Source organism: Oecophyllibacter saccharovorans (assembly GCF_006542375.1).
Taxonomy (GTDB): Bacteria; Pseudomonadota; Alphaproteobacteria; order Acetobacterales; family Acetobacteraceae; genus Oecophyllibacter; species Oecophyllibacter saccharovorans.
In genome coordinates this window covers 338,444-364,039 of sequence record NZ_CP038143.1, presented here as the reverse complement: position 1 = coordinate 364,039, position 25,596 = coordinate 338,444, and the positions used below count along the sequence as shown (strand labels likewise).

19 protein-coding genes are annotated in these 25,596 nt (G+C 61.4%); 8 read left to right on the top strand and 11 right to left on the bottom strand.

The window, feature by feature from the left end; all coding sequences use genetic code 11:
* Window positions 1–30 precede the first annotated feature (30 nt).
* The 4 genes from wrbA to carA form a co-directional block, all read right to left on the bottom strand.
* Window positions 31–684, bottom strand: coding sequence for an NAD(P)H:quinone oxidoreductase (wrbA, locus tag E3E11_RS01585; protein ID WP_141450866.1), 654 nt, complete (start codon window positions 682–684; stop codon window positions 31–33).
* A gap of 30 nt (window positions 685–714) precedes the next feature.
* Window positions 715–1,188 carry a transcription elongation factor GreA gene (gene greA, locus E3E11_RS01580; protein ID WP_141450865.1) on the bottom strand — a complete coding sequence of 158 codons (474 nt, stop codon included), beginning with the start codon at window positions 1,186–1,188 and terminating at the stop codon, window positions 715–717.
* Window positions 1,189–1,446: 258 nt separating this feature from the next.
* A complete protein-coding gene (gene carB / locus E3E11_RS01575; protein WP_141450864.1) occupies window positions 1,447–4,704 on the bottom strand; it encodes a carbamoyl-phosphate synthase large subunit in 3,258 nt (1,085 codons plus the stop codon).
* A gap of 3 nt (window positions 4,705–4,707) precedes the next feature.
* A complete protein-coding gene (carA, locus tag E3E11_RS01570; RefSeq protein ID WP_141450863.1) occupies window positions 4,708–6,204 on the bottom strand; it encodes a glutamine-hydrolyzing carbamoyl-phosphate synthase small subunit in 1,497 nt (498 codons plus the stop codon).
* Window positions 6,205–6,637: 433 nt separating this feature from the next.
* Between carA and E3E11_RS01565 the strand changes: the two genes are divergently transcribed.
* The 7 genes from E3E11_RS01565 (at window position 6,638) to E3E11_RS01535 (ending at window position 14,501) form a co-directional block, all read left to right on the top strand.
* Window positions 6,638–7,105, top strand: coding sequence for a GatB/YqeY domain-containing protein (locus tag E3E11_RS01565; protein WP_141450862.1), 468 nt, complete (start codon window positions 6,638–6,640; stop codon window positions 7,103–7,105).
* Between the two features lie 114 nt (window positions 7,106–7,219).
* Window positions 7,220–9,118, top strand: coding sequence for a DNA primase (dnaG, locus tag E3E11_RS01560; RefSeq protein WP_141450861.1), 1,899 nt, complete (start codon window positions 7,220–7,222; stop codon window positions 9,116–9,118).
* Window positions 9,119–9,400: 282 nt separating this feature from the next.
* Window positions 9,401–11,347, top strand: coding sequence for an RNA polymerase sigma factor RpoD (gene rpoD / locus E3E11_RS01555; RefSeq protein ID WP_141450860.1), 1,947 nt, complete (start codon window positions 9,401–9,403; stop codon window positions 11,345–11,347).
* A gap of 275 nt (window positions 11,348–11,622) precedes the next feature.
* A complete protein-coding gene (rpsF, locus tag E3E11_RS01550) occupies window positions 11,623–12,093 on the top strand; it encodes a 30S ribosomal protein S6 (protein WP_141450859.1) in 471 nt (156 codons plus the stop codon).
* A 5-nt stretch (window positions 12,094–12,098) separates the two neighbouring features.
* Window positions 12,099–12,389, top strand: a complete 291-nt coding sequence (gene rpsR, locus E3E11_RS01545) for a 30S ribosomal protein S18 (RefSeq protein ID WP_141450858.1) — start codon at window positions 12,099–12,101, stop codon at window positions 12,387–12,389.
* 11 nt (window positions 12,390–12,400) lie between these two features.
* A complete protein-coding gene (rplI, locus tag E3E11_RS01540) occupies window positions 12,401–13,030 on the top strand; it encodes a 50S ribosomal protein L9 (protein WP_141450857.1) in 630 nt (209 codons plus the stop codon).
* Window positions 13,031–13,298: 268 nt separating this feature from the next.
* The gene (locus E3E11_RS01535) at window positions 13,299–14,501 is read left to right on the top strand and encodes an SAM-dependent methyltransferase (RefSeq protein ID WP_141450856.1); all 1,203 of its coding nucleotides are present in this window, start codon (window positions 13,299–13,301) and stop codon (window positions 14,499–14,501) included.
* Window positions 14,502–14,505: 4 nt separating this feature from the next.
* Here the strand turns inward: E3E11_RS01535 and rsmA are convergent, their stop codons facing one another.
* From rsmA to E3E11_RS01500, 7 genes are all read right to left on the bottom strand, one after another.
* Window positions 14,506–15,438, bottom strand: coding sequence for a 16S rRNA (adenine(1518)-N(6)/adenine(1519)-N(6))-dimethyltransferase RsmA (gene rsmA, locus E3E11_RS01530; protein ID WP_141450855.1), 933 nt, complete (start codon window positions 15,436–15,438; stop codon window positions 14,506–14,508).
* Window positions 15,431–16,753 (bottom strand): peptidylprolyl isomerase, encoded by a 1,323-nt coding sequence (locus tag E3E11_RS01525; RefSeq protein WP_141452043.1) that lies wholly within the window; start codon window positions 16,751–16,753, stop codon window positions 15,431–15,433. Before E3E11_RS01525 ends, rsmA begins: the two co-directional genes overlap by 8 nt.
* A gap of 173 nt (window positions 16,754–16,926) precedes the next feature.
* Window positions 16,927–19,227, bottom strand: coding sequence for an LPS-assembly protein LptD (locus E3E11_RS01520; protein WP_231118948.1), 2,301 nt, complete (start codon window positions 19,225–19,227; stop codon window positions 16,927–16,929).
* A gap of 41 nt (window positions 19,228–19,268) precedes the next feature.
* Window positions 19,269–20,411 carry an LPS export ABC transporter permease LptG gene (lptG, locus tag E3E11_RS01515; protein WP_141452042.1) on the bottom strand — a complete coding sequence of 381 codons (1,143 nt, stop codon included), beginning with the start codon at window positions 20,409–20,411 and terminating at the stop codon, window positions 19,269–19,271.
* 109 nt (window positions 20,412–20,520) lie between these two features.
* Window positions 20,521–21,645: an LPS export ABC transporter permease LptF gene (lptF, locus tag E3E11_RS01510; RefSeq protein ID WP_141450853.1), complete on the bottom strand. Its 1,125-nt coding sequence runs from the start codon at window positions 21,643–21,645 to the stop codon at window positions 20,521–20,523.
* 114 nt (window positions 21,646–21,759) lie between these two features.
* On the bottom strand, window positions 21,760–22,806 hold the full coding sequence (locus E3E11_RS01505; RefSeq protein ID WP_141450852.1) for an L-threonylcarbamoyladenylate synthase: 1,047 nt from the start codon (window positions 22,804–22,806) through the stop codon (window positions 21,760–21,762).
* A gap of 17 nt (window positions 22,807–22,823) precedes the next feature.
* Window positions 22,824–23,651 carry a 3'(2'),5'-bisphosphate nucleotidase CysQ family protein gene (locus tag E3E11_RS01500; RefSeq protein ID WP_141452041.1) on the bottom strand — a complete coding sequence of 276 codons (828 nt, stop codon included), beginning with the start codon at window positions 23,649–23,651 and terminating at the stop codon, window positions 22,824–22,826.
* 372 nt (window positions 23,652–24,023) lie between these two features.
* Here E3E11_RS01500 and E3E11_RS01495 point away from each other — a divergent pair, with 372 nt between their 5' ends.
* Window positions 24,024–25,586, top strand: a complete 1,563-nt coding sequence (locus E3E11_RS01495) for a leucyl aminopeptidase (RefSeq protein WP_141450851.1) — start codon at window positions 24,024–24,026, stop codon at window positions 25,584–25,586.
* Window positions 25,587–25,596: the final 10 nt, after the last annotated feature.

Genomic DNA, 25,596 nt, shown 5'->3' with positions numbered 1-25,596 from the left:
TCAGCCTGCCAATCTGTCTGGTCGTCCGGATCAGGTTTTGGCGTCTTCCGTGGCTTTCAGCCTTGCCGCCAGACGGGCGACGCGCTGGCCGAGGTAGAAAGCGCCCTGTTTCTCATTTTCGATCGGATGCCGGCTGCCATCCGTGCCGGCGATGGTGCCTGCACCCCAGGGTGCGCCACCGCTGACTTCGCTGGTCTCGACCAGGCCCTGAAAGCTGTAGGGCAGCCCGCTGATCACCATGCCATGCGCCAGAAGGTTGGTGATGATGGAATACAGGGTTGTTTCCTGACCGCCATGCTGGGTGCCGCTGGAGGTGAAGGCGGCGCCCACCTTGCCGATCAGGGCGCCGCGGAGCCAGAGGCCGCCCGTCCGTTCCCAGAAAGCGGCCATCTGCGATGGCATGCGCCCGAAGCGTGTCGGGGCGCCGACGATAATGCCGTCATAATCAGCCAGTGTTTCAGGCTCAGCCAACGGGGCCGGCTGGTCGAGCTTGAAATGATGGCTTTGTGCGACTTCTGGGGGAACCAGTTCCGGCACGCGCCGCAGATCAGTCTCAGCCCCTCCCTGGCGCGCGCCTGCCACCACTGAACCTGCCAGCGTCTCGACATGGCCGTAAGTGGAGTAATACAGAACCAGCACGCGTGGGGCTGAAAGGTCAGCAGGTGAGGGCGTGGGAGAAGTCATGGCAGTTTCCTGAAACGGGCAGGGGCTTTTTCAGCGATAGGTGACTTTCAGAATCTCGTAAGTCCTGTCGCCACCGGGGGCCGGTACAGAGACGCTGTCGCCCACTTCCTTGCCGATCAGGGCCTTGGCCAGCGGCGAGGAGACGGAGAGGCGGCCCTGCTTGATGTCAGCTTCATGCTCGCCGACGATCTGGTAGGTGCGTTCCTGATCTGTTTCCTCGTCCACCAGCTCGACAGTGGCGCCGAACTGCACCCGATCTCCCGACAGGGAGGAAGGGTCGATAACCTGGGCGGTGGAGATCAGCCCTTCCAGCTCCATGACGCGGCCTTCAATGAAGGACTGACGTTCGCGAGCGGCATGATATTCCGCATTTTCCGAAAGATCGCCGTGCGCACGCGCCTCGGCAATGGCGCGGATGACGGCAGGGCGCCCTTCCGTTTTGAGCTGGCGCAGCTCATCTTCAAGACGCTTCAGTCCCTGCGCGGTCATGGGGCTTTTCTGCACGGTGGAATCCTTGGTTCGATCGAATGATGGGTCAGACGCAGTGGCCCTGGATTTTCAGATTTTCAGGCTCCTGCGCCGCCGGCGTTCACAGAGGCCGGATCCTCCGGTGAGGGGGAAGACCTCATGACGGCCCAGGCCCGTACGCTGCAATGCGTCGGGTGGAAACGGGCGTATTCTGTTCTGCTGTTTTCAGGATAGCCAGCAGAAAGCGCCCCCTGCAAGTCCCCTGCCTTCCGGGGCCTGGCAGCCAGGGCGGGCTCAGTTGAACCCGGTGGGGAAGTAGGCCTGCAGCGGGGCAACGTCGACCTTCTGGTCGCGCAGCGCGGCAATGGCGTAGGTGGCGGCACGCGCGCCCGCGATCGTGGTGAAGTGCGGCACACCCATTGTCAGGGCCGAGCGCCGGATATCGAAACTGTCACGCGCGGCCTGACCGCCCTGTGACGTGTTGATGACCATCTGGACGTCCCCTGAGCGGATCGCGTCCACACAGTTCGGCCTTCCTTCCAGCACCTTGTTGACCTGCGTGACCGGAATGCCCGCTTCCTGCAGGCGCGTCGCCGTGCCACGGGTTGCCAGGATGTCAAAGCCCATTTCCACCAGCTTGCGGGCCAGAGGCTGAACATGCGCCTTGTCGCTGTCACGCACGGACAGGAACACCGTGCCTGACTGGGGCAGGTTCACCCCGGCGGCCAGCTGGGACTTGGCGAAAGCCATTTCAAATGTGTGATCCAGTCCCATGACTTCGCCGGTCGAGCGCATTTCGGGCCCCAGAATGGTGTCCACGCCCGGGAAGCGGTGGAAAGGGAAGACCGCTTCCTTGACCGCGACATGGGGCACGACGCTTCTGGCGGCCAGGGGGAAGTCAGTCAGTTTTTCCCCGGCCATGATGCGCGCGCCGATCTTGGCGACCGGAACGCCGGTGGCCTTGGCCACGAAGGGCACGGTGCGGGAGGCGCGGGGATTGACCTCCAGCACGAAGACCTCGTCATCCTTGATGGCGAACTGCACGTTCATCAGCCCCTGAATGCCCAGCTCGCGTGCCATGGCTTCGGTCTGGGCCCGCAATTCCGTGATCAGCGCGGGCGACAGCGTGTAAGGAGGCAGTGAGCAGGCGGAATCGCCTGAATGAATGCCTGCCTCCTCGATATGTTCCATGACGCCCGCCACATAGACGTTCTGGCCATCGGCGATGCAGTCCACATCCGCTTCAATCGCATCATTGAGGTAGTGGTCAAGCAGCACCGGCCCGGTGGCGATCTCTTCGCCCGCGTCACGCAGGACGGTGTTGAGATAACGCGACAGCCCGGCACGATCATGAACGATCTCCATGGCACGCCCCCCCAGAACGTAGGAAGGCCGCGCCACGACCGGATAACCGACCTCTTCGGCGACCTGCAGCGCTTCTTCCGGCGTGCGGGCGATGCCGTTGCGTGGCTGGCGCAGGCCCAGCTTGCGCAGCATGGCCTGGAAACGTTCGCGGTCCTCAGCGCGGTCGATGGCATCAGCCGGCGTGCCGAGCAGGGTGATGCCGGCCTCTTCAAGGGCGCGTGAAAGCTTGAGGGGCGTCTGCCCGCCATATTGCACCAGGCAGCCCAGAACACGTCCCTGCGCACTTTCCGTCTGGATAAGGGCGATGACGTCTTCAGCCGTCAGGGGTTCGAAGTAAAGCCGGTCGGATGTATCGTAATCGGTCGAAACAGTTTCCGGATTGCAGTTGACCATGATGGTCTCAAAGCCGGCTTCCCGCAGGGCATAGGCTGCATGCACGCAGCAATAGTCGAATTCGATGCCCTGGCCGATCCGGTTGGGGCCGCCGCCGAGAATGATGATCTTGTCGCGCGCTGTCGGTTCACTTTCGCATGTCGGTGTGCCGAAGCCGCCTTCATAAGTGGAATAGAAGTAAGGTGTGCCGGAAGCGAATTCAGCCGCGCAGGTATCGATCCGCCGGTAGACGGGCTGCACGGCCAGATTTTCGCGCAGGGCCCTGACCTCTTCGACCGTCTGGCCGGAAAGGCGGGCCAGCTGGCGGTCGGAAAAGCCCTGCGCCTTGAGGTTGCGCAGGGCTACTGCATCCTCAGGCAGGCCGTTCTGCTCAATCTCGCGCTCCGTGGTGATGAGCGCCTGAATCTGTCTCAGGAACCAGGGTTCGAAATGGCAGGCAGCCTGGATGTCCTCAAGCGACAACCCGGCCCGGAAAGCCTGAGCGACCATGAGAATGCGTTCCGGGCGCGGTTCTGACAGGGCGGCGCGATAGGCATCAGGGCTGCCGTCGCCCGGCGGGGCGACCGGATCAAGGCCGGTCAGCCCTGTTTCCATGGAGCGCAGACCTTTCTGCAGGGATTCGGCAAAGCTGCGCCCGACCGCCATGGCTTCGCCGACGGATTTCATGGAGGTGGAGAGCAGGGCCGGCGTGCTGGGGAACTTCTCGAAAGTGAAACGCGGAATTTTCGTGACGACATAGTCAATCGTGGGCTCGAAGCTGGCAGGCGTCGTGCCGGTGATGTCGTTGCTCAGCTCGTCGAGCGTGTAGCCCACTGCCAGCTTGGCTGCGATCTTGGCGATGGGAAAGCCGGTCGCCTTGGAAGCGAGGGCAGAGGAGCGCGAGACACGGGGGTTCATCTCGATAACGACCATGCGGCCGTCTTTCGGGTTGACGCCAAACTGCACGTTGGAGCCGCCGGTCTCCACCCCGATCTCCCGCAGGCAGGCGATGGAGGCATCGCGCATGCGCTGGTATTCCTTGTCAGTCAGGGTCAGCGCGGGGGCCACCGTAATTGAGTCGCCTGTATGCACTCCCATCGGATCGATGTTCTCGATGGAGCAGACGATGATGCAGTTGTCAGCTGCGTCACGCACCACCTCCATCTCGTATTCTTTCCACCCGATGACCGATTCTTCGATCAGAACCTCCGTGGTGGGCGAGGCGTCCAGTCCGCTGCGGACGATCTGGTCGAATTCCTCGCGGTTGTAGGCGATGCCGCCGCCTGAGCCGCCCATGGTGAAAGAGGGGCGGATGATCGCCGGCAGCCCTGTATGCTCTAGCGCCTGCCGTGCTTCTTCAAGGGAGTGGGCAATGCTGCTGCGTGGGCTTTCCAGCCCCACCTTGTCCATGGCTTCACGGAATTTGAGCCGGTCTTCAGCCCGGTCGATCACATCGGCCCGCGCCCCGATCAGCTCCACACCGTGTTTTTCCAGAAAGCCGGATCGGTCAAGCGCCATGGCGGCATTAAGGGCTGTCTGGCCGCCCATCGTCGGCAGAATGGCGTCAGGCTTTTCCTTGAGAATGATGCGTTCGACGAACTCCGGGGTGATCGGCTCGATATAGGTCGCGTCCGCCAGGTCCGGATCGGTCATGATCGTGGCGGGATTGGAGTTGAGCAGAATGACCCGGTAGCCTTCTTCCCGCAGCGCCTTGCAGGCCTGAGCACCGGAATAGTCGAATTCACACGCCTGACCGATGACGATGGGCCCGGCGCCGATGATGAGGATGGAGCGGATGTCTGTGCGTTTGGGCATGGGTCAGGCGCCTTTGGCTGCATCATTCTGGGGAGTATTCTTTTTTCGGCTCCGGTTGTCTGGTGCCTGCGCGTCGATCAGGCTGACAAACCGTTCGAAAAGATAGAAACTGTCAGTCGGTCCGGGGCTGGCTTCCGGATGATACTGAACGGAGAAAGCCGGGCGCGTCTTGTGGGCGATGCCCTCATTGGTGCCGTCGAACAGGCTGACATGGGTTACGGTCACGTCCTGAGGCAGGGAGTTTTCATCCACGGCGAAGCCATGGTTCTGGCTGGTGATTTCAACCTTGCCCGTGGTCAGGTCCTTGACGGGCTGGTTGGCGCCGCGGTGGCCCTGCGGAAGCTTGTAGGTGCTGCCGCCAAAGGCGCGCGCGAGAAGCTGATGGCCCAGGCAGATACCGAAGATGGGAATCCCGGCTTCCAGCACGGCCTGAATGGCCGGTACCGCGTATTGCGCGGTGGCTGCCGGATCCCCTGGGCCATTGGAGAGGAACACGCCTTCAGGGTTCATGGCCAGGATCTCAGCGCCGTTTGCGGTTGCGGGCAGCACCTCCACCTCGCATCCGGCGCTTACCAGGCAGCGCAGAATATTATCCTTGGCACCATAATCCAGGGCGACGACGCGCCGTTTCCGCTGCCGGGGCTGAGACGAGGGGGTGGTCGCCCTCAGCATTTCCGCCCAGACGGGCTTGTCCCAGCTGCGTGCCGGCCGACTTACTTCAGCGGCAAGATCCATGCCCTGCAGCCCGGGCCACTGGCGCGCTTTGTCGAGCAGGGCCGGGATGTCGAATTTCCCCGTCTCCGGATAGGACAGCACGGTGGTTTGCGGCCCCTTGTCGCGCAGAAGGCGGGTAAGCCTGCGTGTGTCGATGCCGCTGATGCCACTGCGGCCCCGGGCTTTCAGCCAGTGACGGAAATCTTCAGTGGCGCGCCAGTTGGCAGGCAGCGTGACGTCTTCCTTGACCACCGCGCCAAGCGCCACCATCCGGCTGGCTTCATCATCTTCCGGATTAGTGCCGACATTGCCGATATGGGGAAAGGTGAAAGTAACGATCTGACCTGCAAAGGAGGGGTCCGTGAGTGTTTCCTGGTAGCCGGTCATGGCCGTGCAGAAGCAGAGCTCGCCTGTCAGAGCCTCGTTGCAGGCACCAAAGCCTTTGCCCCACAGCACTGTTCCGTCTGCCAGAACCAGAACAGCCGTGGCGCCGGCTGGGGGAAGTGTTTCTTCCGCGCCGCTCTGTGCGTCGGCTTTCAGATCCGGCGTGGAGGCAGGCAGGCCCTGTTTTTGTTGAGGCCTGTCCGTTTCCTGTGCATTTCCTTCAGGAAGGTCTGCTGTCAGGTCGGCAAGTGTGATGCCAGGGAGCTGAAGAAGCGCCGGCCAGTGCTTGGGCGGCACCGTGCCGGCCTGCCGCCATTTACGCACCGCTTCACTGCCGACGCCGGTCAGTTGGGCGATTCGGGCCGGGCCACCGGTTTTTTCGATCAGCGCATCAATATTCATGCCAGAATTTTCCTTTCCGCTTCAGCTGTGAGCGCTGTTTCAAACCCGGTCCCGCAACACGGCAAATAAATTGATGGAACAATAGAGGCTGCCTGCGGAGCTGGGAAGTTTTTTCCGGGCAAAGCCGGAAAAAGAATTGCCCTAACGGTCCCGGGAAAAAATTTCCCATCCCTGGATTTATCTCAGAATTCGCTTTCGAGGCGTTTCCAAGCACCATGCCAGCCATGTCTCAATGGAGTTTGCTGGATGGGTTTGGTGGGAAAGGGCTGGTGGGAAAGCCCTTTCAGCTGATGAACTGAGCTTTTATGATGCGGGACTTCTGAAAGGGCGGCGCTATCCCGGCTGGCTCAGTGCGCCGCAGATTTTCTGCCGCTCTTTCTATATTCAATATTCAATCAGTTCAGCCAGCCCCAGGCCAGACAGGAGTTGCGAGATGACCACCCCACTACACACCCGGATCATGGATGATCTCAAGGCGGCGATGAAGGCCGGTGACAAGGAAGCTGTGGCCCGTTTGCGTGGCATCACCGCCAAGCTAAAGGATCTGGATGTCGAAGCCCGGGCCCGACAGGCTGAAGTGAAGGAAGGGGACGTGCATGCAGCTTTGCGCAGCATGATCAAGTCCCGCACGGAATCCGCGGCTCTGTATCACAAGGGGGGTCGGCCTGAACTGGCTGAAAAGGAAGAAGCCGAGATCAGCACGATCAAACACTACCTGCCGCCCGAAGTGGATCAGGCAACGCTGGAAAAGGCGATCGGGGAGACGATTGCCAGCACGGAGGCAGCAGGGCTGAAGGATATGGGGCGCGTTATGGCAGCGCTGAAGGAACGTTTCGGGGCAGCCCTGGACGCCGGCAAGGCTGGCCCGCTGGTCAAGGCCCGACTGACGCAACCCAACTGATCCAATAAGCCGGGAACACGCCTGTGGATTTATCTGCTCAAAAAGCAGGCGCGGGATTTTCTGAAAACCGGTTTTCCTGAAAACGGCATGCAGAGGTGAGGGTAGAGGGCAGGCATGGCCATTGATTCGGCTTTTCTTGACGAGCTGCGCAACCGCCACTCGCTGGTGAGCCTGATCGGGCGGCGCTGCAAGCTCGTGCGCTCGGGGCGCAACTGGAAGACCTGCTGCCCGTTCCATGGTGAGAAGACACCGTCATTCTATATCTATGACGATCACTATCACTGTTTCGGGTGCGGCGCGCATGGGGACGCCATCACCTGGACGATGCAGACGGAAGGCAGCAGTTTTCCTGAAGCCGTTGAGCGCCTGGCTGGTGAAGTCGGGCTGGAAATGCCCCAGCAGGACCCGCGCGCGGAGGAAACGCGCCGGGTTGCGCAGGATCTGGGCGAGGTGCTCGAGAAGGTGCAGGCGCTCTACCGGCGTTACCTGTATGAGCCGCAGGGGCGCAATGGCCTGGCCTATCTGCGCGGCCGCGGGTTGAGCGAGGCGACGCTGGAGAAATTCGGTCTTGGCTGGTCAGGGGATGGTCGCCAGCTGCTCCGGGCGCTGGAGACCGAGGGGGTGACGGCAGAACGGCTGGTTCAGGCCGGGCTGATGCGGGTTGATGAGCACGGCGCGCCACGGGGTGAACTGTTCTTCAACCGGGTTACCTTCCCCATTCGGGACCGCAGGGGACGGCTGGTTTCCTTCGGAGGGCGCATTCTGGGGGACGGGCAGCCGAAATACCTGAATGGCCCCGAAACACGACTGTTTTCCAAGCGGCGCATGCTTTTCAACCTCGATCAGGCCACGGCTGCAGCGCGCAGGGGTGAAGCGCTGGTGGTCGTTGAGGGTTATATGGATGTCATTGCCCTCGACCAGGCTGGCTTCTGCGGGGCTGTAGCGCCTCTGGGCACCGCCCTGGGAGAGGAGCAGCTCGAATTGCTGTGGCGGCAGAGCGAGTCGCCGATCCTCTGTCTTGACGGGGATGCGGCCGGTCAGCGGGCTGCCTTGCGGAGCTGTGAGATCGCGCTGCCGCTGATGACCGCTGAGCGCAGCCTGCGCTTCTGCCGGCTGGAAGGAGGGGAAGACCCGGATTCGCTCATTCGCCACCAGGGTCGTGAAGCAATGCGCACCTTGCTGGAAGGGGCGCGCCCGATGGCTGAAGAACTCTTCAACCTTTTGACCGGCACCCTTAAAACCGCCACGCCCGGTCCAGAAGAGCGCGCCCGCTTGCGCCGCAAGCTTGAAGAGCTGGCCCGACTCATCCCTGATCGCGCTTTGGCCGGAGAGTATCGCAGCACATTGCTGGATATGTTCTTTGCGCGGTTTCGCCCACAGAAAGCCGCTGCTTACAGTGGCGGGACAAAAAACTGGGGAAGCAATCGGGGGAATTCCGGCGCGCAGAGAGGGAACTGGTCGTCAAGTGCGGAGAATTTTTCGCCCCCGCCTCCTGTGCAGTCGAAGCAGCGGGACCGGGCGCGTCTCATGGCGCTGTGTGCTCTGCTGCTTCGCCATCCGGAAATTCTGCCTCATGTTGAGCTGGCTTTCAGTCAACTGGCGCTCCCTGAAGACCTGCAGACCCTGCGCAGCTGTCTTCTGGAATGGAACGCCCAGGCTGAATTCCTGGATGAAGCCGGCTGTCTGGCTTGGGTGCAGGGCTGTGGGCTGGAAGCGCTTCAGCAGGAGGTTCTGGCCGTGCCCCTGCCGCGCGAGGGCCGCAGTAGCGAAGAGACCGAGGACCTGACGGGCACGACGCCGCTTGAAACCTGGTGGCATTTTTACGGCTTGGTGAATTTTGCAGTTTTTGAACGTGAAGTGCGCCAGGAATATGCTCAGCTGATTCTGCAGGATTCTTCCGGGCCTGGGAGTGAGGCCGGTAAATTTCCGGACGCCCTTCGCGCACGACTACGGATTCTCGAGGCCCTGCGGCGTGGGGAAAGCCCGGAAGCGACAGATCAGGACCTGAAGTAGAGAACGGAGGGGCAGGGGTGGGGGAAGGGGAGGACAGCCAGTGGCGACACTGGAGAAAGATGTGCGTAAAACACCCTCACCGGTGAAGGGTGAAACTGAGACAAAAAGACCGCAGCCAGACGGCAAAAACCGGGTTTTATGCAAGCGGGAACTTGACTAGTGGGGTTGGATTTACCACTTCCACGCTGCCCGGTCATCGGTTTTACATCGGCAGTCATGGTATTTTCCATGAGGACCGCCCCTGGCTTTTGAGACGTTTGAGACGACTGTACGGAGAGACGCATGGCAACGAAATCAGGCTCCGGAACGGACCGCAACACCACGGAGCAGGATGGCGCTCCGTTGGATGTGCAGTCGGCCGCCGTCAAGAGGCTGATCGCCAAAGGGGGTGAGAAGGGGCATATCACCTTTGATGAGCTCAATGCCGTCCTGCCACAGGACCGCATGTCGTCAGAGCAGATTGAAGACGTGATGGCGGCCCTGTCGGAAATGGGCATCCAGGTCGTTGAAAGCGAAGAGCGGGAGGAAGAGGCCAGTCCCCCGGCCCAGGCGGCTTCTTCAGATGAGGAAGAAGACTCGGAAGAGCTGAGCGGCGGCAATGTGGATGCCGAGGCGGCCAGCCGCACGGATGATCCCGTACGCATGTATCTGCGCGAAATGGGGGCGGTGGAACTGCTGTCGCGCGAAGGCGAGATCGCCATTGCCAAGCGGATCGAGGCCGGACGCGGTGAGATGATTAACGGGCTCTGCCGCAGCCCGCTCACTTTCCAGTCCATTCTCGGCTGGTATGAGGACCTGAAGGCCGGTGACCTGCCGTTGCGGGACGTGATCGACCTGGAAGCCAGCCAGAATGAGCCTGAGGAAGGCCTGACCGGTGAGGGGGAGACCTCTGCGGACACGGATGACAGCAGCGACGAAAGCGATGAGGATGAGAATGCTGACGCTGAAAGCGCCGGCAGCAATCTTTCCCTGGCAGCGCTTGAAGAGAAGCTGCGTCCTGAAATCATGGAGCTTTTCGAGGCTTTCGAACCCCTCTACCAGAAACTTGTAAAGCTGCAGTCGCACCGTATTGAAGCGCAGATTGCAGGTGAGGAAGTGCCTTCCAAGACAGAGAAGGCCTACGAGAAGCTGCGCAGCGATATGATCGCTCTTGTCAGCCGCATGTCGCTGCACAACAACCGCATTGAAGAGCTGGTGGAATCCATCAAGGCTCAGGTGCAGCGCCTGAACGCATTGGAAGGGCGGATGCTGCGTCTGGCTGAAAGCTGCCGGCTGGGGCGTGAGGAATTCATGTCGCGCTATCGCGGCCATGAGCTCGATCCGGACTGGATCGATACCCTGACGGCTCTGCCCGGCAAGGGGTGGAAGAACCTCACCACGAAGCATCTGCCCCAGCTGCTTGCATTGCGCCAGGAAGTGGCGGAGCTGGCCCATGAAACCGGCCTGCCGGTTGGCGAGTTCCGCCAGGTGTATCAGACCATCTCGCGCGGCGAGCGGGATGCAGGCCGTGCCAAGAAGGAGATGATCGAGGCCAATCTGCGCCTGGTGATCTCCATTGCCAAGAAATACACCAATCGCGGCCTGCAGTTTCTGGACCTGATCCAGGAAGGCAATATCGGCCTGATGAAAGCGGTGGACAAGTTCGAATACCGGCGTGGTTACAAGTTCTCGACCTATGCGACCTGGTGGATCCGTCAGGCCATCACACGCTCCATTGCGGATCAGGCCAAGACGATCCGCATTCCGGTGCACATGATCGAGACCATCAACAAGCTGGTACGCACGTCGCGCCAGATGCTGCACGAGATCGGCCGTGAGCCCGCCCCTGAAGAGCTGGCAGAGAAGCTGGGCATGCCGCTTGAGAAGGTCCGCAAGGTTCTCAAGATCGCCAAGGAGCCGATTTCGCTTGAAACGCCGATCGGCGATGAGGAAGACAGCCATCTCGGTGATTTCATCGAGGACAAGGCGGCCGTCATTCCGCTGGATGCCGCTATCCAGACGAATCTGCGCGAAGCCACGACCCGGGTTCTTGCCTCGCTGACACCGCGTGAGGAACGCGTACTGCGGATGCGGTTCGGCATCGGAATGAACACGGACCATACTCTCGAGGAAGTGGGCCAGCAGTTCAATGTGACGCGTGAGCGTATCCGACAGATCGAGGCCAAGGCCCTGCGCAAGCTCAAGCATCCATCCCGCTCGCGCAAGCTGCGATCCTTCCTTGATGACTGATCCCCGGGAGGGCGGACCCCTGGGCTAACGGCTCCGTAGTGACTGGCGCGTGATCTGTGCCAGCCCGGCCAGGAGGTGGGACGCGCCCCTCTTGTCAGCACACGGCTTATGTGATTAAAGACCGCTTTCCCTGCTGTGGGCGAGGGCACGCCTGCGGCTATACCCGCGCGTCCGGTCCGGCAAGCGCGGCGGTCCCTGAAGGATCGCCCGGGCCGATCGGGGGCGTTGAAACCAGCATGGGCTGGCTGGGTTGACCATATCCGAAGGGAGCTTAGATGCCACTTTACGAAACCGTGCTGATCGCACGTAATGACGTTTCCCCGGCCCAGGTCGAGGCGATCGTCGACAATATCGCCAATCTGCTCGGCGAATACGGCGGCAAGGTCCTGAAGCGTGAATTCTGGGGCCTGCGTACACTTGCCTACCGGATCAAGAAAAACCGCAAGGGCCATTATGTCCTGCTCGGCATCGAAGCGCCGATTGCAGCGATGCGTGAGATGGAGCGTCAGCTGGGGCTCAATGAAGACATCCTGCGTGTCATGACCCTGCGCGTCGAGGATATCGACGAAGCGCCGTCACCCATGATGTCCCGCAAGGACGAACGCGGTGAGCGCAATCCTTCACGTGGCGGCGGCGGTCGTTCCGGCGGCCGTTTTGAAAGCGGCCGTAGCGGTGGGCGCCGTGCCCCTGAATCCAGTGAAGCCCGAACCAGTGAAGTGCGTGCTGAAGCGCCTGCGGCGGAGTGAGCGAAATGGCTGATACGACAACCACCCCCACCCCAGAAGTAAATCCTGCCGCCCGGCGCATGGCTGTCGGTGCGCGTCGCCCGTTCTACCGCCGTCGCAAGTCCTGCCCGTTCTCCGCGCCCAACGCGCCGAAGATCGATTACAAGGACGTGCGCCTGCTGAGCCGTTTTCTTTCGGAACGCGGCAAGATCGTGCCGAGCCGCATCACGGCCGTTTCCGCCAAGAAGCAGCGTGAACTGTCGCAGGCGATCAAGCGCGCCCGCATCCTCGCCCTGCTCCCCTATGTCGTGAGCTGAGGAACGCCATCATGTCACTGACTGAACTCATTCTCCTGGAGCGCGTGGAAAACCTGGGCCAGATGGGCGATCTCGTCCGCGTCAAGCCCGGCTATGCCCGCAACTTCCTCCTGCCTCAGGGCAAGGCTCTGCGTGCCAATGCCACCAATCGGGCCCGCTTCGAAAATGAACGCGCACAGCTCGAAGCCCAGAACCTCCGCAAGCGCGAGGAAGCCGAGCGTCTGGCCGAACGCATGCAGGATCTCTCGGTGGTCATCATCCGCCAGGCTGGTGACAGCGGCAGCCTTTACGGCTCCGTCACGCCGCGCGATATCGCGCAGGCGACCAGCGAGGCCGGCCTTAAGGTCGACCGCAATCAGGTCCAGCTGGCTGCACCGATCAAGATGCTGGGGATCGTGGAAGCACGCGTGATCCTGCATCCTGAAGTGTCCATCCCCGTCACTGTCAATGTGGCCCGTTCCGAAGAGGAAGCCGAGCGCCAGGCGCGTGGTGAAGCTGCCACCGTGCAGGAAGAGGATGAAAACATTCTCGGCGAACTGCATGCCGAGCAGGCGGCTGAAGAGGCGGCGGCTGAAGCTGCAGAAGCCGGGGCCGAATCCGGTGTGACCGCAGAACGTGAAGAAGAACAGCTGAGCCAGTAAGTTTGCCAGTTCCGGGAAAGATGTTTCCCTTCCCGGAACTGTGCTGCTGGTCCGGAAGATTTTTCAGGCCGTCTGCCGGAAAAGGCCCGATGATTGTCCATCGGGCCTTTTTGATTCTTTCCGCTTCTTTCGGGGGCGTGGATTCTTTTCGCCTCCTGGCTTGACGGAAATATTTCGGAAACCGACATGTAACCTGGTTGAATTGCACGAACCTGTATGGGGGATGGTGATTGATTGAGAACTCGGTCGGGGTAAGGGAGCAGCGGAAGTGAACAGACTTCTCGATATCATGTTCAGGGGCTTCATTCAGAAGGGGAACCTGCACGTGACTTACAGCGATGGGTCGCAGCGGAGCTATCGTGGCAAGCAGCCGGGCGAGAGCGCGGGCTTGCGTTTCTACACTCCCCAGGCTGAACGGGCGCTGCTGTTTAATCCCGGGCTGAGATTTGGCGAAGCTTACATGGACGAGGGGCTGGGCCCTGAGGGGTGCAGCCTGGAGCAGCTCATGCGCGTGCTTATGACCAACATTGAAGAGCACTCCCTCTTCAGTGAGGAAGTCAGCCGCCGTCTGCGCTATGCCGGGCGGCTTTTGCGCCCGCTCAACTCCCTGGGGCGTGCGCGCACCAATGTTGCGCATCATTATGATCTGGACCAGCGTCTGTACCGTCTCTTTCTCGATGAGGACATGCAGTATTCCTGTGGTTATTTTGAAAGCGACGATGTTTCCCTTGAAGAGGCTCAGCTGGCCAAGAAGCATCATATCGCCCAGAAGCTTAAACTGGACCGGCCGGGCCTTGAGGTGCTTGATATCGGCTGTGGCTGGGGGGGAATGGCGCTGACTCTGGCGCGGGACTACGGTGCCCGGGTGCTGGGCGTCACCCTGTCGGTCGAGCAGCTGGAAGTGGCGCGCCAGCGTGCACGTGAAGCGGGGCTGGAGGATCAGGTCACTTTCGAGCTTCTGGATTACCGCACGCTGCACCGCAAGTTCGACCGTATCGTATCTGTCGGCATGTTCGAGCATGTCGGTCTGAGGGATTATGCAACGTTCTTCCGCCGCGTCCATGACCTGCTGCGCGATGATGGGGTGGCGCTCATCCACTCGATCGGTCGGATGGATGGTCCCGGCACGACCAATCCCTGGATTGCGAAATACATTTTCCCGGGCGGCTATTCTCCCGCCCTGAGCGAAACCCTGGCGGCAGTGGAGCAGTCAGGCCTCTGGGTGGCGGATTGCGAGGTGCTGCGCCTGCATTACGCCAAGACCCTGGCGCACTGGCGGAAGCGTTTTGAAGAACACCGCGCTGAAATCGTGCAGCTTTACGATGAACGGTTCGTCCGCATGTTCGAATTTTATCTTCTGTGTTCGGAGCTGGCCTTCCGCCTGCAGGGCCATATGAATTTTCAGCTGCAGCTCACCCGCTCGATCGAGGCCGTTCCGCTGACGCGGGATTATCTTCTGCAGGCCGCCTGAGCGATCAGAGGCCCTGTCCCTGCCTTTCCAGGGGAGAAGAGGATTTTTGCCCCGCCTGTTTGCGGGCCAGATGGCATTCCGCCAGGCGGGCGAATTCCGCAATGCTGAGTGTTTCAGCACGGCGCGTCCCTTCAATGCCAGCCGCACCCAGAAGATCTTCGCCGCCCAGGGGTTTCATGGCAGCTCGCAGCATTTTCCGGCGCTGTCCGAAAGCGGCGGCCGTCACCTGTTCCATGGCCTTGAAGAGGGCCGGGGAAGGCTGCTGGGCGTGCGGACGCAGCACGGCAACAGCGGAATGCACTTTGGGTGGGGGGGAAAAAGCGCCTGGAGGCAGCACCATGGCGATTGAACAGTCAGCGCACCATTGCGCCAGAACCGCCAGGCGACCATAGGCACTGCTTCCCGGTGCGGCGCAGACGCGCTCTGCCACTTCCTTCTGAAACATCAGGACTAGCCGTTCCCAGTCGGCACCCTGACGCAGCCAGCTGATCAGCAGGGGCGTGGCGACATTATAGGGCAGGTTGGCAATGATCTGGCGCGGCCCCGGCGTGAGCTGGGTCGCATCAAGCTCCAGCGCATCCTGCCGGACGATTTTCAGCCGGTCCGGGGCGTGTAAGGCAAGCTCTTCCAATAGGGGCCAGGCGCGCGAATCAATTTCGACGGCATGCACGTCCAGGGCAGGACTAGCCAGCAGCGCCCGGGTCAGGCCGCCTGGTCCCGGGCCGATTTCCACGACGTGCCGACCATGCAGGTCACCGCCGAGGCGCGCAATGCGCTCGCAGACCGAAGGATCAAGCAGGAAATGCTGGCCCAGGGATTTTTTGGCATCCAGCCCGTGCTTGTGAATGCTTTCTTTCAGCGTGGGGAGAGGAGGCAGGACCCCTGGCTGTGTTTCAGCCCCCCGCTCTTCATCCCTCCCCGAGCCGCTTTCAGCCATGAGAGAGAAGCTTCTTGCCTGCCGGGCGGATCTGGATAACCGATTGCCGCTCCAGGGTGCGCTGCAGCTGGCGGGCATTCTGCTCGATCCGCTCACTCATGAGCTGATCGGCGATCTGGCCTGGCGTCTGCAGGGCCAGGTTGCGCTGGCTGCGCGAACAGACCATGAGGAGCGTGATGCCATCAGGTGAAACCAGGGGTTTGGTCGGCTTGTTGATGGGCAGATTGGTCAGCAGCGGGGCCATTTGCGGGGGAAGGCGTTCCTGCACCTGAGTGCCGGGATTGGAGGTGTGGACTTCTCCCAGGGACTTGTTGAGCGCTTCCATTTCCGCACAGCTGTGCAGGGTCTGTTCCGCATGCAGGGCTTTCTGCAGGGTCACCTGCTGCTGCTCTGTCGGATTCTGCGGGTTGAGAGGGGTGGCGAAGGGGAAGAAAACCTGCCGCATCTCCATCAGCGTTCCCATCTGTTTGCCCACAGTGCGCCGCTGGTGAACCGTGGCAATCACGTAACCGCCGGGCACTTTGATGGGGTTTGAGATGGCGCGATCGGGCATCTGCCGCACGATCGCCACCACGGCCGGGTCCAGGCGGTCTTCCTGGGTCCAGCCCAGCGAGCCGCCCTCAAGGGCAGTCTGGTCCTGGGAGAACTGGGCAGCCACGATCGGGAAGGGCGCTCCATTGCGGAGCTGGTTGATGATGGTCTGGGTAAAGGCGAGCTCGACCTGGTCGTGGAGCGGGTTTTTGACCGGGATGAAGATCTCGCTCATGAAATATTGGGGCCGCCCGGTCTCAGACTGAATGGCCTGTTCACGCTGGGCGATCTGCTGGGCTGTCACGCGGTTGCGCGGCCCGAGTTCCATGCGCAGCACCTGCATCCAGCCGATCTGGACGCGGATCTGGTCGATCAGGGTAGTCAGTGAGATTCCATCCGCCTTGAGGCGGTTGCGCAGAGTGTTGGGCGGCATGCCGTTGCGCTGCTCAATGGTGGAGATCGTGGCAGCGATCTGCTCAGGGGGAATGTTGATATGGCGCCTGAGGATTTCCTGCAGCTTCAGCCGCTCATCAATGAGCTGGTGCAGAATCTGGCCGCGCATGCGGTTCATGACCTCGGGGCTGATCGGCAGCCCGGTGGACTGGACGAAGAGGCGCGCCCGGTCGTCCACGTCGCGCTCGGTCAGGATCTGCCCGTTGACGACAGCGATGATCTCATCTTCCGTAACGGCATTGTCCGGCAGGGCGTTTGCGGCCTTTCCCCCGGGCTTGACCGGCTGCAGAGCGTAGTGGTGGGGGCGGGCCTGCACAGTGCTGGCGGCCATGAAGGAGGCACAGGCGGCCAGGGAGAAAGCGGTGCGGCACAGTGCCTGTCGCAGGCCGAGCCGCCGGGAGGCGCGGGAAGAGTACGTCATGTCGACCCTCATAGCATGATCTCGATCATTGATCCCATCTGAACTCCCTGAACGCTCCTCAAACATCTGCAACCGGTGCTTCCTCAGCCATTGATGCCGATTGTGCCGATGGTCTTGAAAAAGAAGTTGAACAGGACGGTATCGTGCCGACGCTGTCCGCCGATGAAGGTGTACTGGCGCATATAGATGAGATCCAGCCCGAAACAGTCATTTGAATACCCGACATCACCGCCATTGGCCACGAACTGTTTGCGCGACATGGCACGGCGCGTATAGGCCGACAGGTGATAATGACCCCAATTGGCTGTGAAGCCACCGGTGAGTTCGTTGGTGGGGGACAGGTAAGGCAGGTTGGGAGCATGGGTGTTGAAGTCGGTGTAGTAATAGTAATAGGGCGTGATGGGCGCATAAACGTAGCCGCCCAGCAGGCGGAAATGTGAATCGCCGACGCTGAACAGGCTTTCGCCGTAATCGAATTTCTTGCGCCAGGGATTGAAACGGCCACGGACGGTGGCATCGAAATACCGTGAGGGCGACAGGCGGATCCGCCCGACCGGATCGGAAATGTGATGCTCCAGCCCGGAATAAGCTGGCATGGAATGGGTGATGTGCTGCTGAAAGCTCTCACCGATCAGCATGTCGATCGAACGACCGTTCCAGGTCCAGTTCTGGTGAATGCCGACATTGCCGCGCACCCCGCCATCAAGCCGGTCTGTGCCCAGGTAACGGTTGAGGGCGAACATGGTTGTGTCACTGAACTCGTACCACAGGCTGTCTTCATTGGGCATGTTGCGCCGTGCACCCCAGCCGCTGTCAGGGGCGGCGATGAACTGCACGATCGGCTCAAAGACCTGTGAGCCGTGCCCCTTGGCAAAGCTGCGCAGGAAGGGCCAGTTCATTTTTACCGCCACCGTCGGCATGACCTGGCCTGAAACATGCGAGTGTTTGCCCCCGGCCTCGTAAAGCGGCTGCTCGTTGAGATGGGTGCTGTGATAGACCATCGAATCCAGACGGGCTGTCACCAGCCATTGCTGGCCGAGATTGTTGTGGAAGGGACGGTCCCATTGCATGCGCAGTTCACCGCGTTGGTCGCTGGCCCCGCGGGAGCGCAGAACGTCGAAGTCGGTCGTGTGCACTGAGAAGCGGCCACCCCACGCATCGGGCTCGCCCATGTAATCATAGGTGAAGCGGGGCAGGGCAAAGGGCAGGTCGGCATTGCGGATGACCCCGTTGTTCAATCCCTGTGAAGCCTGCCCGTCAAAACGCAGGAAGGAGCCGACCCCGAAACCCTGGATGAAGGCATTGGAGAACAGCACGTCATTGCCGTAGCCGGGAATGCGGTAGTTGCGCATGTAGTTCGACGATGTGGCGAGATTGGCGTTGAAGCCTGCCTGCCAGTGCTTGTCGATGTCGAAATTGCCCTTGGCGAAGATGTATCCCTGTGCCCCCGAACTCTCACGGTTGCTGTACTGACCGAAGATGTTGCGGTACCTGTTCGACTTGATCGTGTCATCAGCCAGTGCGCCGGTGATGTCGAGAGCGCCGAAATTGAACCGCTTCCGGTATTCCGCCGTGAGCTCGGGCCCCGTCTTCGATGAGATGAGGGGGGTCAGCATGAGGTCGGAGGATTTATCGATGGCCCAGAAATAAGGCAGCGTGAAATAGGTGCCGAGATAGCGGTCATGCGGATTGACGTTGAACGTCATGAAGCCGCTGTGACGTTTCACGGTCGGGTCCGTCACGGAGAAATAGGGAAAATAGAAAATCGGCAGGCCGAGCAGGCGCAACCAGGCATGGTCGAAGTCAAGCGTCTGGTTGGGCTTGTCCTGAATGGCCTCGGCGGCCTTGATTTCCCAGAAAGGTTCCTGGTCAGGGTGCTTCAGGCAGATCGGGCAGGCCGTGTAGACGGCATGCGCGAAATCATTGATCAGCCCGTTGGTGCGCCGCACGCCGGCACTGGCCATGCGGGCATCCTTTTCCATCCGCAGGTAGATGGCTGTGCCGATTCCGTCTTTCAGGCCGTGCGTGAATTCAACGTGATCGCCGTAGAGCGTGCTTCCATCATCCTGCACGAAAGCCACGTGCCCCGTGGCGCGGATCAGGCCGGCGGGGCGGTCGAGCGTTACCTTGTCGGCCCGCAACGCCTGGCGTCCCTGCCAGACGCGGACATTGCCTTCCCAGACTACCAGCCCGGTCTTGTCGATGCTTTCATGGTCGGTCAGATAGGTAAGCGGTTCGGCCGTGGAAGCATGGTCGCGCTTCACCAGCGTGCCGGGATGGTCGACAATCAGGGTGCCTGCCTGGGCCTGCTGCAGGGTCGGCCAGGAGGTGCCAGCCATGACGCCAAGCGCCGATCCACTGAGGACGGCGCTGAGACGTTTCATTCGTTTGCGGGCGCGAGATGGGCGCTTTCCAGGCACCGCCATCAGCCGTCCTCCATATGCAGTAGCAAGGCTGCTGCAAGACAGAGCCCTGCTCCAGCCGGGGCCCATGCGGCCAGAACAGGCGGCAGGGCTCCAGATTTCCCGAGTTGTTCAGCCACTTTTGAGACCGTGAACAAAGCAAAGCCTGCCGCGACCCCCGCACCCAGCAGGCGCATCACCCCGCCCCTGCGGGCAGGGCGCATTGAGAATCCGGCAGAAACCAAGGTCATTGTACCAGCAAGAATGGGCAGCGCCAACAGGGCCTGCAATCGCAGGCGGTGTGGCAGGGTGGGAAAGCCGGAACTGCCGAGAAGCCTGATGAAGCCCGGCAGGGCCCAGACAGAAAGCGTGTCCGGCGGGGAAGCGCTGCTGCGGATCCGTGCGACAGTAAAGGCGGAAGGGAGGGTCACTGTTCCGAGTTCATGTGGCGGATGCGCCGCAGAAAATGAAAGAGTGTGGTTGAAAATCCACGTTTTTCCGTCCAGCTGACCGTTCGGGGCTTCGAGACGGGCCAGAAGCTGGTTGCGGGAATCGAGCTGCAGCACCGTGACACCGGTAACGTGCAGCTTTCCGTCCGGCTGGAGATGCATATCGCGCACATGGATGATGGCCTGCCTGCCGGCAGAATACGGACCGTCCATATCCTGGCGCAGCCACAATGTGCCGTGAGAAAGCAGCATCGGTCCCGTGCCGTCCCTGAGCCAGATTTCATCAAGCATTTCGGCATGGCTGTACATGCGCGAGGAAAGAGGGGTCAGCGCAGCGGTGGCCAGCACGCCCAGCATGACCGCGCAGCCCACGGGGGCGCTGAGAAACTGCCAGGCCGACTGGCCGCTGGCCCGCGCCACGATCAGTTCCGAAGAGCGTGCAAGGCGGGCAAAACAGATCATTCCGCCCAGCAGCATCGCAAAAGGCAGCACGAAGATCAGGTAATACGGCATGTGCAGGGCGGCAATCTGCAGCACAAGCGCCGAAGAGGCTGCAGGATGCGCTGAAGCACGCCGCAGAAGGTCGATGAAATCAAACAGGGTGATCAGCGCTGTCAGAGCCAGGGTGACGGCCAGAGCGACCAGAAGGAAGCGTCGCCCGAAATAACGCGCCAGGGTCGTGGAGAAATGCGCATGGCTTGCTTCCACATTGCCCATGCGCCTTGCCCGTTGCGTGTCATTCTGGGCGGTGCGTGCGCGCAGAAGACGGGCATTTTCAGCCATCTCCCCGCCTGCAGGGGTGCCAGAAGAAGTCATGGGCTACACATCAGGCCGGCCGGGCCGGGCGTGTGCGGCGTCCGTCAAAGAACAGACACAGGAGCCCGATCATGCCCGGCAGCAGCGCCAGGGTGACCATCAGGGGCGCCAGGGCAGGCGTGCGTGCCGTCATGCTCTTGAGCATCAGCGAGAAGGTCAGCAGGCCCACGACCAGGAAAATGGCGAGCAGGGGGCGCCAGAAATTGCCGTGTTTGGAGAAGCGCCCACGCAGGACGCAGACGAGGGCGATAACGCTGTAGGAAAAAGCGCTTAAGGGCCCGGTCAGCCTGTGCAGCCCTTCCACGCGCCATTTGTTGCGCACATGTTGTGAAAGTTGGGCAGGTGGGTGCAGGAGCTGACCCAGCGGCAGTTCGGCAGCGTCTTCGCTCTGATGGGCGCCGGCTCTGGTGGTGGTGAGATCGACCATGTTGTGGTCGAAATTCAGCATAGCCAGCTGCCGGGTCCGGCGATCAAGGACCTGACGGGAACCATTGTAGAGGACGAGGCGCGGCCTCAGCGCATCGGGAACCATGGCGCCGCGCTCAGCCAGAACTGTCACGGGATTGGCCGGGTCCCGGTTATCCTGGATCATTACTCCCTGAAATGCATTGGAGCCGTCACGTTTGTGGATGTAGATCGTCATCGTTTCCGAAACATGGGTGAAAACGCCTTCTTCCAGCAGGAAGGCAGCGAGGCGGTTTCTGATCTGGAATTCATAGGCGTGAAAGGCGTGATAGGAAACAGGAGCGAGCCAGAGGGAGAGCACAAGACTGGCACCTGTGGCGGCCAGCGCACAGAGGAGTCCGGGTCGCGCCAGCCTGAGCGTGGACAGCCCCGCGGCATGCATGACGGTCAGTTCCCGGTCGCCGGCCAGCTTCTGGTACAGAAACAGAATTACCAGAAACGTCGTGACCGGCAGGATGACGACGGCAAAGCTTGGCGCCATCAGCAGGGTCAGATGCAAAAAGGCGCGCAGGGAGAGTCCGTGCTGGACGATGAGGGTGACAAAATGCAGCGATTGCGTCAGCCAGATCAGCGCCACCGCCCCGCCGGTCAGCGCCAGAAGGGCCACCAGCAGCTGCCGCAGGATATAGTGGTCAAGCAGCGGCAAGGGCGGTGTGGGCGCAGCGGCCATGGCAGGCTCCGGGAGTGCATTTCGCACATTTTGCTTTGTACAGGCTGTGCAGGGCTCCGGGTAAGCGGACCCTACAGAACGAAAATGGCCCAGAACGGTAAAGGCTTCAATCAGCTAGCTGACCGGGATTGCCTTGCGAGGCGCGGCTGCGCGTTTCAGCCTGTCGTTCAGCGCTTCTCCCAGTCCTTCAGCGGGGATAGGCTGAACGGCAATGCCCTTGAGCCCGCGCCGGGTGCCTTCCGTGTCAAGAAAACGCAGTCCGGCATAAAGCCGCGCCGCCGCCTCAGCCAGATCACCGCTTTCACTGAGATTCCAGATCAGCCTGTCAGCACTGTTTGCGGGGCCAGCTTCTCCTGTTTTTCCGAAGGCCAGTACGGCCTGCTCAGTGGCAGGATCGGTCACGTTCAACGTCACCGGCAGGCTGGGCGCATAATGGGAGGAAAGCTGGCCAGGCGCTTTGGGCGAGGGAGTTTCAGAAGAGGGAAGAGCGGCAGCACTTTCCAAGGGCCCGCAGATTTCCTCCAGCGCCTCGCGCGTGATGCCGCCGGGCCGCAGCAGGCGTGGGCGCTCGCCTGAAAGATCGACGATCGTGCTTTCCACGCCGATCCCGCTTGGCCCACTGTCGAGCACGGCGTCAATGCGGCCGTCGAGCCCGTCAAGGACATGACGGGCCGTCGAAGGGCTGACGGCACCGGAACGGTTGGCGGAAGGTGCGGCCACCGGGGCGCCGACCAGAGCCAGTAGCTCCTGAACGATCCGCCCCTGCGGAACGCGAAGCGCAATGGAGCCCAGTCCTGCTGAAACCGCCTTACTGATCCGGCTTGTCGGTGCGCGGGGTACTACCAGGGTAAGTGGGCCAGGCCAGAAGGCATCTGCCAGCTGGTGGGCCAGAGCGCGGAGGGGGAAATCGGGCGCTGCTTCGGCAAAAGCCTGCGTGGCGGTGGCAACATGGCTGATGAGGGGATTGAAGGAAGGACGTCCCTTGACGGTATAGATCCGTTCTACCGCTTTCCCTGATGTGGAAAGAGCGCCAAGGCCGTAGACCGTTTCAGTGCCGAAAGCCACGACACCGCCATGGCGCAGCAGTTCTGCTGCGCGCCGGATGCCGTCATAACTGGCTGGAAGTCGTTCTGTCTGGCGGGAGGGAGCTGTTCCCGTCATGGCGCTGGCCTATTTTGTTATTGAGGTTTCGGGGTGGAAGGAGTGCCGGCTCCCGTACAGTAGAAGTGGGGATTTTTCCACCCCGGTTTGCCGTAATGCAGCGGCTGGCCCTCTGCGGTCAGGAGCTGGCCGCCCGCCTCTTCAAGAATGGCTTGGGGGGCTGCGGTATCCCACTCCATAGTCGGCCCCAGGCGGGGATAGAAATCGCCATTGCCTTCGGCAATCCGGACGAACTTGATGGCTGATCCCATGGGGTGGACGGAAGCGACCTTTTGCCCATCCAGCCAGTTGCTCGGACAGCGTTCACTGCCGAGATAGGAGGAGGAGAGGATTTTCAGCCCTTCAGGCGGGGTGGGGCGGACATGAATGGGCGTGACGGTGCCGGTCCGCGTATCAATGCGCCGCACGCCCAGGCCCGGACCCCCGGCATAGATCTGGTGATAGGCGGGAATGGCGACCACCCCCAGCACGGCGCGCCCGTTGCGGACCAGGCCGATATTGATCGCAAATTCATCCCGCCCGGCCGCAAAGCCTCTTGTTCCGTCAAGGGGATCCACCAGCCAGTAGGTTTCGCCCGGTTCAACCTGGTGACCGGCCGCTGTTTCCTCCTCCCCGATGGCCGCGATATCGGGGCAGGCTTCACGCAGGCGGGCCAGAATATAGGCTTCCGAAGCCTTATCGGCCTCAGTGACGAGCGACGAATCAGCCTTGACCTCGGTGCGGAAGCCACGCTTGCGGATCTCCAGAACGATGTCGGCTGCTTTGGCCACGATATCTTCCGCCAGTGCGAGAAGAGTGCGGTCATCAGGGCAGGGAGAAGGGGGCTGCATCTCCGTTGTCTCCATCATCAGGCCTCCGGCTTTGAAAGAGCCGCAAGCGAAAGGGCCTGGCACAGAGAACTGGCCCTGCCAGTCAGGCTATCCGATTCGCAGGAACCCGTCACTTGACATTTCTCGGGAGGTTCCATGTGTCGTTTGCGTGGCCCGGAAGGGGGCGGGTGCCGTTGCAGAGGAACAGCAGGCGCTTTGGAGCAGGTTACTTTATGTCTTGGGGCAGACACGCTAATTTGTCCCAAAATTCCTGCTTGCCCTTACCCGCCGGCAAAACTGCCGGATCTGGCGCAGACAGCTTTTATGTCTTTGTCTTTTCCTGCGTCTTTTTCCTGCCAATTCATTTTTCTACCCTTTCCCTACCGACTGCAATTGAGGTGATCCGTCATGCTTCAGGTTTCATTCGATACTCTTCCCTCCTCGCTGACGGGCTCGGACGCTGCGCCGCTTTCGATCGCCCTGTTGTGTGATGGGAAAAATTACGCTGATACGCCGGTTTTCAAGCAGCTCGACACGCTGGCAGGGGGGGCGCTGACGCGCCTGGCAGCGCTGCGCGGGTTTGAAGGCACTGCAGGACAGGTGGTGGGTCTGGCGACCCCGGCGCAGGGGATCGCTCAGATCCAGCTGGTTGGCTGTGCGGCTGAGGGCGAGGGCAACCCTGCGTCTGTGCCGGAAGGCCTGGCCGTGGAGCAGGCTGCCGGACGGGCGGTCGGCGCGTTGACCGGCAGCAAGCTCGGCGACGGTTCGGCCCTTCTGGTAGTGCCCCAGAGCCTGGCGGTTTTCGCGCCTGAAGCAGCTCTGGGTGCGCGGTTGGCTGCCTACCGCTTCGACCGTTACCGGACCCAGCCCTCCAAGGAAACGCCGCTCACTCGTCTGACGGTCGCGCTTGCCGATGAGCAGGATGTGGCTGCGGCGCGTCAGCGCTGGCCGGAGCTTGATGCGGTGAGCCAGGGGGTGTTCCTGACCCGCGATCTGGTGAGTGAGCCGGCCAATGTGCTGACGCCTGAAAATTTTCGTGACCGTATCGAAGCTCTGCGCCAGCAGGGCCTGGAAGTGGAAGTGCTGGACGAGAAGCGGATGCGCGAACTCGGTTTCGGCGCTCTTCTGGGGGTGGCGCAGGGCAGTGCGCACCGGCCTTATACAGTCATCATGCGCCACCGAGGCGGTGGCGATGAAGCGCCGCTCGCATTTGTCGGCAAAGGCGTGACCTTCGATACAGGCGGAATTTCCATCAAGCCCTCCGCCGGTATGGAGGAAATGAAAACGGATATGGGCGGTGCGGCAACCGTCGTGGGGCTGATGCAGGCCCTGGCTCTGCGCAAGGCGCCCGTCAATGCCGTCGGAATCGTGGGGCTGGTGGAGAACATGCCCTCCGGTGACGCGCAGCGTCCGGGTGACATCGTGACCAGCCTGAGCGGCCAGACCATCGAAATTCTCAATACCGATGCGGAAGGGCGTCTGGTGCTCGCGGATCTGCTGACTTACGTGAACCGGGAATACGCGCCTTCGCTGATGATTGATCTGGCCACGCTGACCGGTGCGATCGTCGTTTCTCTGGGCTCTGAATATGCCGGCCTCTTCAGCAGTGATGACGTGCTGGCCCGCCAGCTGGAAGCTGCAGGGCTGGAAAAAGATGAGAAACTCTGGCGGATGCCGATGGGCCCGGCTTACAACAAGCTGCTCGATTCAGACGTTGCGGATGTCAAGAATATCGGCACGCGGGCAGGCGGTTCCATCCAGGCAGCCGAGTTCCTCAAGCGTTTCACAGGCGATACCCCCTGGGCGCATCTCGACATTGCCGGGACCGCCTGGCTGGCCAAGGGGCTGCCAACCAAGCCCAAAGGCGCCAGCGGTTTCGGAGTACAGTTGCTCGATACCTTTGTCCGCACCCATGAAGGTCAGGCTGAGGGTGGGAAATCCGATCGTAATAACAACGCACGGAAGAAATGATCAGCCTTTC